This is a genomic window from Phaeodactylibacter luteus (genome assembly GCF_007993045.1).
Taxonomy (GTDB): Bacteria; Bacteroidota; Bacteroidia; order Chitinophagales; family Saprospiraceae; genus Phaeodactylibacter; species Phaeodactylibacter luteus.
On record NZ_VOOR01000045.1, the window covers coordinates 33,503 to 44,453 of the forward strand.

Sequence of the window (10,951 nt, forward strand, 5' to 3'; positions counted from 1 at the left end):
AAAAAAAACAGCCTGCCGGCAGGGCAGTGCGGCTGCCCGGCAGGGAAGTGCGGCTGCCCGGTGGGGAAGTGCCCCCCCCCTTGGCACCGGCCTAGCGCTGCGGAGGGGTGGCAAGCCCGATAGGGCCGAGCGAAGAGCGAGCCCCGCAGCATAGCGGCGCCTGCCGTTAGGCAGGGGCAGGCCCCCATCCTTGCGGCAAGCCTGATTTAAGCCCGATCTTCTTCCTCTAGCTCGAAAAGGGCATTGACAGGCAAGCCGAAGATAGCCGACAGCCGCAGTGCCAGTACTGTGGAGGGGATGTATTTCCCAGATTCTATAGCGTTGATGGTCTGACGGCTCACTTTGGCCTTCTCCGCAAGCGCTGCCTGAGTGAGGTTGTGGCGTGCCCGCTCTACTTTCAGGTTATTCCTCATGAGCCATCTGTTTTTGAGCACGGTGCATGATCCAATGGAAGCGCACCACAAAAAACAAGAGCAAGGTAAACATATTGACCACGATGACCCAAAAGAAAGGGAAACCATACACCAGCACAATGGCCAAAAGCAGTATGCCATAGTTCACGTACGTTGCCCATACCAGTGATTCCAGGCGGATGCGCTGCACGAATTCGTCTTCTTGCCGGGCTACTGAGAAGGCGACCATGCCCGCGCTTATGATCAACAGCAGGCTGACCAGCTCATCGTACACGTTGTTCTCCACCCAAGTAAAAAACTTGCGGCCCTCGAATATGCCATCTTCTGACGCAAGGCTGAACACGGTCCAGTCTAAGAAAGCCGGAGTGGGCTCCCATATCAGGTATGCCAGCCCCAAGGCTAGAGAGGGGATGAGCAGCGCCCAGCCAACCCGCTTGAATTGGTAAGGCAGTAGGAAAGTCTTTGTCCACATATTTTTTCTTTCAAAAGTAAAGCAAACTTTACAAAAAATCAACTTTAATTTACAAAAAGTCATTTCAACATTACATAGCTTCATTAGTGTTTATTTTACACGAAGCTTGCCATACTGCTGTGGGTTTGCTACATTTGTTGGCATGAAGACCACACGTGCATTACTCGTTATCTTAGATGGCTGGGGCCACGGCCCTGATCCGGCAGTCAGCGCCATTGCCCAGGCTGAGACGCCTTTCACGGATAGCCTTTACGAAAAGTACCCCAACGCGGAGCTCGTCACTTACGGTGAAGAAGTAGGCTTGCCGGACGGGCAAATGGGCAACTCCGAAGTGGGGCATTTGAATATCGGCGCAGGGCGGGTTGTTTACCAAGAGCTGGCCCGTATCAACAAGGCCATACGCGAAGGGGCCCTCGCCAAAAACGGGGCCTTTGTAGCTGCTATGCAGTATGCCAAAGACAAGGGCAAAGCCCTTCACCTGATGGGCTTGACCTCTGACGGCGGGGTGCATGCCCACCACCGCCACTTGATGGCGCTTTGCGACGCTGCCAAAGCCTTCGGGCTGGAGCGGGTGTACATCCACGCATTTACGGATGGGCGGGATACTGACCCTAAGAGCGGCAAAGGATACCTTCAGGAGGTCTTGAACCATATACATGACGGGCCTGTGAAGCTGGCCTCGGTAGTAGGCCGCTACTATGCTATGGACCGTGACAACCGCTGGGAGCGCACCCGGGTAGCTTATGACCTTTTGGTAAAAGGCAAAGGCGATGCCACAACTGATGCCCTGCAGGCTATTCAGGAACGGTACGACAGCGGAGAGACCGACGAGTTCCTGCAGCCCTTGGTTTGTGTAGATGAAGCTGGCGCACCGGTGGGCTGTATTCAGCCGGAAGATGCGGTGCTCTTCTTTAATTTCCGGACAGACCGCCCCCGGCAGCTGACCATTGCCCTGACTCAGGAAGACAAGCCCGAGCACGGCATGGAGGCGTTACCGCTGTACTACGTCACAATGACCCGCTACGATGAGTCCTATAAAGGGCTGCACGTGATGTACACCAAGGACGACATCTCCAACACGCTGGGCGAAGTACTGGAGCGCGCAGGCAAGACGCAGACCCGGATAGCCGAAACGGAAAAATACCCCCACGTCACCTTTTTCTTCAATGGCGGGCGGGAGAAAGCGTTCGAAGGGGAGCACCGCATCCTGATCCCTTCCCCCAAAGTAGCCACCTACGATCTGCAGCCCGAGATGAGCGCACAGGGAGTAACCGATGCCATCATCGAAGACTTGGAAAACAGGCAGCCCGATTTTATTTGCCTCAATTACGCCAACGCGGACATGGTAGGCCATACTGGGGATTTTGAAGCGGCCAAAAAGGCTGCTGCTACAGTTGACCAATGCCTGCAACGGCTCATCAGCAAAGCCCTGCCGATGGGGTACGAGGCTATTGTGATTGCCGACCACGGCAACTCTGACTTCATGATCAATGCAGATGGCTCGCCGCATACCGCGCATACGACCAACCCGGTGCCAGTATTCTACCTGGCAGCAGATACGCACGGCAGAAAGCTGAAAAATGGGAAGCTGGGCGATATTGCGCCTACTATACTCCAAATCCTAGGCTTGCCAAAGCCTGAAGAAATGGACGGCGCTTCCTTGTTTGAATAGAACAGGGCACCGCCCGGGCAAAAAGCCTCTTCGCCATAGTTTCGGCGAAGAGGCTTTTTTCATACCCCCCTACCCCATTCCACAGCTGGAGCGGGGCGTTAATAGAAGTACGTTTTCAGGTAAGCCCAGATGCTGTGCCGGTTCATCAAGAAATAAACAGCCAGGCCGATGCCTAGGAATAAAAAGACAAGGCGGGTATTGCGCACAGTCTCCTGGTACTTTTCCCTTCGGCTTTTGATGTTGCGTTTGCGGCTTTGGTAGCCCATAATAAGCTTCATTTTGAGATTGTGGCCCAAAGATATCTCTTTTTCGTAAGGAGGTGGCAGCTCAGACCCCTTTGTGCCGTTCCCAATAGTTTTGGTCTTCTACCTCTTCAAGCAGGGTGAGGTAGTTCATATAACGCAGGTCGCTCAGCGCTTCGCTCTCGACAGCTTCCTTTACAGCGCAGCCCGGTTCGTTACGGTGCAAGCAGTTGCCCCCAAATTTGCAATTTTCCGAATACTCGAAAAACTCCCGGAAATTGTGGGCGACATCCATCGGCTCGAGGTGGATAAAGGAAAGCGATTTGATCCCTGGGGTATCGATCAGGGCACCGCCATCTGCGAGCGGGTGCATTTCTGCAAAAGTGGTCGTATGCTGCCCTTTGCCGGAGTAGTCGCTCAGCTCTTGGGTACGCAGCTCCAGGCCTGGCTCAATAGCATTGACCAAAGTAGACTTGCCTACGCCAGACTGCCCGCTGATCAGGGAGACTTTCCCCCTAAGCAGGCTTTTGAGCTCTTCTACCCCCTCCCCTCCTGTAGCGGAGACGAGCAGTGCCCGGTAGCCGATACTTTCGTAAATACCGCGCAAGTACTCAAATACGCCACGGTGGCCCGCATCGTACAAATCGGCCTTATTGAACACAATGACAGTAGGGATGCTGTAGGGCTCTGTCATTAGCAGGAAACGGTCGATAAAACCTTGCTTGAGGTCGGGCTGCACAATGGTCACAATGACCACTGCCTGGTCAATATTGCTGGCCAGCAGATGGAGGTCATGCTTCCGGCGGGGAGACTGCCGGACTACATAGTTGCGGCGCGGGAGGATATTGCGGATGGTGCCGGTCTCTTCATTTTCATTAGGCTCCACCTCTACCTCGTCCCCAACGGCTACGGGGTTGGTGACTTTTTGCCCCTCGAGGCGGAATTTGCCTACGATGCGGCAGTCCATTACAGTGCCTTTATCCTGAAGCTGCACCTGATACCAGCTTCCCGTAGACTTGATGACCGTTCCTTTTTCCAAAATCGATAATGCTGTTATAATTGTCTGGCAATAATGCCAAGAAGTTGCCCCTTGGCCAAGCGGCCTATGCCGCCCTTCCCAAAGTGCGCCATGGCAGCCCCACAAAGGTAAACAACTGCAGCTGCAACCGGCGCTAAAGTGCGCACTTGCCTACACCTACAAAGATGGCTATCCAAATCAGCCCTTTGATCAGAAAGAACATAAAACCAGCAAAACCCAGCCTTTTCAGCCAAAGCATGCCCTTGTTACTTGTTTTGCCTTCCTGCTGCTTTTCGCCTGAGTCTACCATAATGCATTTTTGGGATACAACAACGGATAGCTGCTGTTGGGTTTACCAGTTGCCTCACGAAAAAAGGGGCTGCCCCCCTCATACTTGGGGCAGCCCCTTTTTTCATCAAGTCTGCAGCACCCCAGGGTTAAAGCGTTCGACCTCAGCATTGCTTGCTGCTTCTATGCCCATGGAAATGACCCTGCGGGTCTCCAGCGGATCGATGATGGCATCTACCCAGAGCCGGGATGCAGCGTAATAGGGCGTAGTCTGCTCATCATACCGCCCCTGTATTTCTTTGAGCAGGCTATCCTGATCCTGAGCGGTCGGCTCCTCCCCTTTCGCCTTGAGCGAGGCGACCTGTATCTGCATCAGTACTTTAGCCGCCTGCGTGCCCCCCATCACCGCTATCTTAGCAGTTGGCCAGGCTACGATCAGGCGGGGGTCATAAGCTTTGCCGCACATAGCATAGTTGCCTGCCCCGTAGGAATTGCCCATGACCACACTAAATTTGGGGACGGTGGAGTTGGAAACCGCATTGACCATTTTAGCGCCATCTTTAATGATGCCGCCGTGCTCTGAGCGGGTGCCCACCATAAAGCCGGTGACGTCGTGCAAAAATACAAGAGGGATCTTTTTCTGGTTGCAGTTCATGATGAAGCGGGCGGCCTTGTCTGCCGAATCTGAATAAATGACACCGCCAAACTGCATTTCCCCTTTAGCATTCTTGACCACCTCCCTGTTGTTGGCGACAATGCCCACAGACCAGCCATCGATGCGGGCGTAAGCGCAAATGATGGTCTTGCCATAGCCTTTCTTGTACTCCGTCAGCTTGGAGCCGTCCACCAACCGCTTAAGCACCTCTATGGTCTTGTAGGGCTTGGCATTGCCCTCCGGCATCAATTGGTAAATCTCAGCGGGGTCGTGCTCAGGCGGGGCGGGGGCCGCCCGGTCGAAGCCTGCTTTAGGGAAGTGGCCGATTTTATCTACCAGGTCGCGGATGGTATCAAGGCAGGTAGGGTCATCGGGCATTTTATAATCTGTGACGCCGGAGATTTCCGATTGTGTCGTGGCCCCGCCCAGCGTTTCCTGATCTACGGTTTCGCCTATGGCCGCTTTGACAAGGTAGGGCCCTGCCAGAAAAATGGAGCCGGTCCCCTCCACAATGAGGGCTTCGTCAGACATGATAGGGAGGTAAGCGCCCCCAGCTACACAACTGCCCATAATGGCAGCAATCTGTGGTATGCCCATGCTCGACATACGGGCGTTGTTCCGGAAAATGCGCCCGAAGTGTTCTTTGTCCGGAAAGATTTCGTCCTGCATAGGCAGGTATACACCGGCACTGTCGACCAGGTAAATGATGGGCAGCCGGTTTTCCATAGCGATTTCCTGAGCGCGGAGGTTCTTTTTGCCCGTAATGGGGAACCACGCCCCCGCCTTGACTGTGGCATCGTTGGCCACGATCATGCACTGCCGCCCTTTGATGTAGCCTATCCCAGCCACAACGCCCCCTGCAGGGCAGCCGCCGTGCTCTTCGTACATCCCATAACCTGCGAAAGCGCCAATTTCCAAGAAAGGCGTCTCATCATCAATCAGGTAGGCTATGCGCTCCCGGGCAGTCATTTTGCCCTTTTTGTGCAGCTTTTCAATCTTGCGCTCCCCCCCGCCTTTATAAATTTTTTCCAAGCGGTGCTGCATACGGGAGAGCAGCAGCTTCATCGCATCTTCGTTTTTGCTTTGCTCTAAGTTGATTTTGGCCATATTATTTGGTTAGTTATTCGGTTCTTTTTTAGTCTACAGGAAAAGCGTAGTAGTACTCGCCAGCATACCCTTCGTAAATCCCCTCCAACATGACTTTCCCGGAGGATTGCTCGAGCAGGGCGACCAGCTCATCCACGCTGTTCACTGCCCGGTTGTCCACTTTCGTGATGACAAACCCAGGGTCCATATTGGTCCTTTCAATTCGGCTGCCCCTGTAAATGCTGATCACTTTGACCCCTTCGGCTTTCAGCCGGCGGCTCTCCTGCCGGCTCAGCTCGCGCACCTCAAAACCCAGTTCGAGCAGGATATCCGCATTTTGGCTCGTGACCAAGGCTGTGCTGTTGCTCTTATTCTTGAGCACCACTTCTTTCACCGTCCGGGCTTTATCGCGGATGATTTCTACCTGAATGGCATTGCCCGGGCGATACCGGCCCAGCTGCTCCTGCATTTCAGGCAGGGTTTTGGTTTTGACCCCATTAATGCCGATGATGACATCCCCCTTCTCCAGGCCGGCATCATCCGCCCCGCTGCCGGGGGTCACCCGGTTGATGTATACGCCCTCTACATTTTCAAGGCCCAGCTTTTTGGCCAGCTCATTGGTCATTTCGTCAATAAAAACACCAAGGATGCCCCGCTGGACAACGCCATAATCGCGCAGGTCGCGCACCACTTTCCGCACCAGGTTGATCGGCACCGCAAAGGAGTACCCCTCATAACGCCCCGAACGGGTGATGATAGCCGTATTGATGCCGATAAGCTCGCCATTAGTATTGGCCAGAGCGCCTCCGCTATTGCCCGGATTGACTGCTGCATCGGTCTGAATAAACGACTCTATCCGGTCTTGGCCTTCCAGGATATCAATGCTCCGCCCTTTGGCGCTGACGATGCCGCTTGTCACCGTAGACTCCAGGTTGAAAGGGTTCCCTATGGCCAGCACCCATTCTCCTACACGGAGGGAATCTGAGTTGCCGAACTCCAGGGCCGGCAGCCCTTGCGCCTTGATTTTGATCAGTGCCAGGTCTGTAGACGGGTCTGTGCCAATCAATTCAGCTTCGTACTCCCGTTTATCATTGAGGGTAACCTCAATCTCATCACTATCTTCGATAACATGATTGTTCGTTACAATGTAGCCGTCTTCTGAAATGATGACCCCCGACCCGGATGCAGAACCCACCGCCGGGCTCCCCCACAAGTCAAAGTTGCCACTGCTCTGAACGGTCTTGATGTTGACGACTGCCGGGATGACCCGGTCTGCTGCTGCGGAGAAATCCGTTGGGGCAGAAGACAGGAAAGACCGCTGCTTGCTCACGTCCATAGGGTCAAAATTGGTATACCGGGCTGATACGGTTTCGCGGATCACCACCTCGCGGTGAGGCTCAAAATAACGATAAGCCGCTATGGCCAGGGCTGCGCTCAGCAGAGAGCTAATGAGAATGGCAAGGTACTGCTTCATAAAGGTTGGATCGGTCAAATACTGAAAATGGGCTTTTGCCTTATCCAGAACGAATCTCTAAAGTACTAAATTTTTCAGATGCGGTTTTGTTCCTAAAATGAGGCAGGGCCCTCCTGCCTGCTGCTGAAGGGCCCCGCCAACTGATCACAACGCACGAAAACCTTTTTGGCTCTATGCCAATATCATGCGGCCTCTAATCGGCGCAAACCGGATTGCCGTTTTTTTACCTGCCCCCTCCGCAAGGATAGGGGCCTGCCCCTGCCCGAAGGCAGGTGCCGCTATGCTCCGGGGCTCGCTGTCCGCTCGGCCCCTCGCCTTACAGGCGTCGGGTCTGGCCTTCAGCCACCCCTGCGCAGCGCTAGGCCAATGCCAGCCTAAAGCCCGGAATTCATGAACGCCTGCGGCAATTTGGTTTACGCTCCCTCTAATCAATCACCATCATTTTCCGGGCAACCGAAAAACTGCCGGTCTTCACGGTATAAGCCAGCACGCCTTTAGCAGGAAAAGCTCCTGCATCTATGGCTATCGCATTGTATCCTGCTACACCATTGATGTGGTATACCTTCAAGACTTTGCCTGTGATATCGCTGACCGTCACGGTTGCGCTCGCCGCTTCCGGCAGGTCAAAGCCGATCACCGTCTCGCCCCTGAATGGATTGGGCTGGTTCTGATATACTTCAAACCCCGCTGCTGCTGTGCCGTTTGAGAATTCGATAGCTACATCCTGGAAGCTGCCGTCTTTGCCGTATGCTTCGGCCTTGGCAATGGCGGAGCTTACGCCTAGTATTTCGCTCAGCTGCGCATCTTCAGTTGCACGGATCATCAGGGTGAACAGTACGCCTTCTGTTGCTTCGCCGTTCCAGCTCGTTGTGATCAGGCCTTCGCTTGCGTGGGCAAAGCCGAAGTGTTCTTCGGATGCGACGCCGCCCTTGATGCCCAATAGCTCCGCAGCACTGCTCAAAGCCAGGGTAGCCTGATAACCTTCAATGCCGGCAAGGCCCGGAGCAGAAACCACCACACTGTACTCCTCGCCAGCCCGCAGGCTCGCGTCTGCTGCCCTCAGTACGAAGGTAGCTGTAGACCGCTCCTCTATCCCTCCTACGAGGCTGCTTGCTACAGCATCCCCGCTCACATCGCCTATTTTCACCGCAATGAAGTCAGCCGCTGTCACGCCAGACAAAGGCAGGTTGTTCAGGTTGATCCCTTCCGGGAAAGGCGCTAGCCATGGGTTAGCAGGATTGGGGAAAACATAGCTGGCATCCACAAAACGCCAGCTGTCGTTGTTGGAGAACTCCGTATCGACAGACAGGATGAGCTTGCGCAGCTGTATCATGTCTAGTGTCGTAATACTACGGGAGTTGTTCACATCTGCAGCAATCAGCTGATAAGGGGAAGCCAACGGCTGAATGCCTAAAATATGCTTGCTGATGAGGACCAGGTCAAAAGTAGAGACCCCATTGAGGTAATCGCCATCGCGCTGCGGCGTAAGGGTATAGTCTAGCCCGGGCTGAAGCCCTTCAAAAGCATATTGCCCGGCGGCAGAGGTCACTGCTGTTGTGCTGCCCTGGCCGGAAATGCTCACGGTCACATTTTCGACTGGCTGCTGCCCGCGGGTATGCACCGCACCGGCTGCCGATGGGGCACCGCTGCCGCAAATCCCCTGATTGTCCTGTACGAGCAGGTAGGTTTCGCAGAAATCTCCATTGCCGGCGCCATCATAGGCCCATATTTCAATGACCAGCGTGCCCAAGTCTGCACAAGTCAGGGCCAGCCCATCCTGATCAGGGTCATTCGGTTCGCCTGCACGGTTGATGGCATACTTGACGGGGCCGGTACAGTCTGTAATGGCAGAAGCGATGAAATCGCTAGCCCAAATTTCGGCCATCCCTTCGCCTGCATCAGGGAGGTTGTCGCCATTTTGGTCCACTGGCATCAGCTCTACCGCTATGCCATTAATACATACCGGGGCTGGGGCTTTGCAGTCAATCACCTCAAATGGCAGCTGGGCCTGTGCACTGTTGCCGCAGCCATCGCGCACGACCACCCGGAAGGCGTGTGCACCAATAGGGTAAGTGCCGCTGATGCTGTAGTTGGGATAGCCACCGGAGAGCGCGCTCGCCGGCAATTCCGTGAAGGTGCCAGCGTTGAACGCATTCAGGAACACGCGGATGCTGAGGTCGCCCGGTGTGCAGTCTTCTGTGACGGCAAATGGATAGACTACGCTAGCCGAGCAGGTGGTGTTATTCAGGGAACAAAAAGGGCTTGCCTGAACAAACGATACGGCAGGGGCAGTATCGTCGTACACTTTGATGATCTGTGTATACTGGTAGAAGCCCGGCCGGCTGGCTGCAGTGTAGTTGTCCGTGCTGTAGTAGCGGCTGGAAATGCCACAGGCGTTAGGGCCGGGCAGCCCTCCTAGTTCATTTTGGTCTGCATCATAAAAGATAGTCCCATTTTCCCGGGCCAGCAGCCATAGGTTGCGGTTGCCAGGTGTACCGTCACAGTCTTCGTCCCGGCCAATTATCAGAGGGCTGCTCTCGCCATCGTACTCGCACCAGTTGATGACCTTCCAAGTGCGGAAAATTTTGTAGCACTCCTGCCCGCTGGCAGAAAACTGCTCATCGGTACTGCTTACCGCCAGCAGGTCGCACCCTATCTCATTGTAGGCTACTTCAGCCGGGGCAGCTTCTTCTCCACACGCATAGTCGGTATCTGCGGGGAAGAAGATTTCGTAATTGTGCACCTCCTGAATATTGATGACCTGTACACAGGTATTCTGACTGAGGTTGCCGTGCACGTCCGCCACCCGGAAAACCCGGGTGATGCTGCCAGCCCGGCATTCTAGGCTAGCATTGGCTGCTACTTGCTGTACCGAAGCGATGCCGCAGTTGTCCGCACCGGAAGCCATGCCGAACAATCCTTCCAGCTGAGCAGGATCGGCAGGGTCAAAACCATGAGGCAGATCATCGCAGCCCACGTTCACATTAGCCGGAGCCTCACAGAACGGCCTGATTTTATCCTCAGGCGTCACGCTCAGCCAACAGGTATTCTGATTGCCATGCTGATCGGTAACCACTAGGGTTACGCTAACGGTGACGCCTACATCACAGCAGAAAAAATCTACATAACTGCCGGTTGGGCTAGCTCCGCTGCCACAAGTATTGGCCGCTGCATTGAAATTGTCCCGGAAAATAGCCACGTCCACAGGCCCGCAATTGTCCCAAGAGCCTTCGTCCACATCTTCTGCAAAAACCCGGGCTGCTGCTGGCTGGCCAGGCATGATATTGCCGCCGCCGATGCTCACGTTCAGCTGATCATCACATACTGCTACTGGCTCGATATTGTCCACCACCTCAAAGGGGCAGTACAGGGTTGTGGCATTGCCGCAGTCGTCTGAAGCAATATAACGGAAGAAGTGCTGCCCGAAAGGGATACCGCTCACAAACCGGCTTGCGCCGGGCTGAATGGTTCGCACCACGACTGTATCATAAGCCAACTGGCCTGTAGGCAGCCCGTACTGATTGTATATCTCTTCTTCAGTGACGGTCACAATCTGAGTAAGTACGGCAACTCCGGAGCAGTTGTCAGAAACAGTAGGCATAGGCACCGCCATAGCTGCTGTGCAAGCAAA

At 54.6% G+C, this 10,951-nt stretch carries 8 protein-coding genes; 1 reads left to right on the forward strand and 7 read right to left on the reverse strand.

The window, feature by feature from the left end; genetic code table 11:
* Positions 1-206: 206 nt before the first annotated feature.
* Positions 207-413 carry a helix-turn-helix transcriptional regulator gene (locus FRY97_RS17380; protein WP_147168838.1) on the reverse strand — a complete coding sequence of 69 codons (207 nt, stop codon included), beginning with the start codon at positions 411-413 and terminating at the stop codon, positions 207-209.
* Complete coding sequence (locus FRY97_RS17385; protein WP_147168839.1) at positions 403-885, reverse strand: hypothetical protein; 483 nt, start codon at positions 883-885, stop codon at positions 403-405. Before FRY97_RS17385 ends, FRY97_RS17380 begins: the two co-directional genes overlap by 11 nt.
* Positions 886-1,027: 142 nt before the next feature.
* On the opposite strand from FRY97_RS17385, the gene gpmI reads away from it, so the two are divergent.
* On the forward strand, positions 1,028-2,557 hold the full coding sequence (gene gpmI, locus FRY97_RS17390) for a 2,3-bisphosphoglycerate-independent phosphoglycerate mutase (protein WP_147168840.1): 1,530 nt from the start codon (positions 1,028-1,030) through the stop codon (positions 2,555-2,557).
* A gap of 98 nt (positions 2,558-2,655) precedes the next feature.
* Here gpmI and FRY97_RS17395 read toward each other — a convergent pair whose 3' ends face one another.
* The 5 genes from FRY97_RS17395 to FRY97_RS17415 form a co-directional block, all read right to left on the reverse strand.
* On the reverse strand, positions 2,656-2,835 hold the full coding sequence (locus tag FRY97_RS17395; RefSeq protein ID WP_147168841.1) for a hypothetical protein: 180 nt from the start codon (positions 2,833-2,835) through the stop codon (positions 2,656-2,658).
* 49 nt (positions 2,836-2,884) lie between these two features.
* Positions 2,885-3,838: a ribosome small subunit-dependent GTPase A gene (gene rsgA, locus FRY97_RS17400; RefSeq protein WP_147168842.1), complete on the reverse strand. Its 954-nt coding sequence runs from the start codon at positions 3,836-3,838 to the stop codon at positions 2,885-2,887.
* Between the two features lie 394 nt (positions 3,839-4,232).
* On the reverse strand, positions 4,233-5,867 hold the full coding sequence (locus FRY97_RS17405; RefSeq protein WP_211356907.1) for an acyl-CoA carboxylase subunit beta: 1,635 nt from the start codon (positions 5,865-5,867) through the stop codon (positions 4,233-4,235).
* Between the two features lie 28 nt (positions 5,868-5,895).
* Positions 5,896-7,320, reverse strand: coding sequence for a Do family serine endopeptidase (locus tag FRY97_RS17410; RefSeq protein WP_147168843.1), 1,425 nt, complete (start codon positions 7,318-7,320; stop codon positions 5,896-5,898).
* Between the two features lie 424 nt (positions 7,321-7,744).
* The coding region (locus FRY97_RS17415) for a T9SS type A sorting domain-containing protein (RefSeq protein WP_147168844.1) at positions 7,745-10,951 on the reverse strand (3,207 nt) is incomplete at its 5' end.

Excerpts from the sequence above, each read along its gene's own strand:
- FRY97_RS17380 (WP_147168838.1), bottom strand. The coding sequence starts at position 413 with ATGAGGAATAACCTGAAAGTAGAGCGGGCACGCCACAACCTCACTCAG.
- FRY97_RS17385 (WP_147168839.1), bottom strand. The coding sequence starts at position 885 with ATGTGGACAAAGACTTTCCTACTGCCTTACCAATTCAAGCGGGTTGGC.
- gpmI (WP_147168840.1), top strand. The coding sequence starts at position 1,028 with ATGAAGACCACACGTGCATTACTCGTTATCTTAGATGGCTGGGGCCAC.
- FRY97_RS17395 (WP_147168841.1), bottom strand. The coding sequence starts at position 2,835 with ATGAAGCTTATTATGGGCTACCAAAGCCGCAAACGCAACATCAAAAGC.
- FRY97_RS17405 (WP_211356907.1), bottom strand. The coding sequence starts at position 5,867 with ATGGCCAAAATCAACTTAGAGCAAAGCAAAAACGAAGATGCGATGAAG.
- FRY97_RS17410 (WP_147168843.1), bottom strand. The coding sequence starts at position 7,320 with ATGAAGCAGTACCTTGCCATTCTCATTAGCTCTCTGCTGAGCGCAGCC.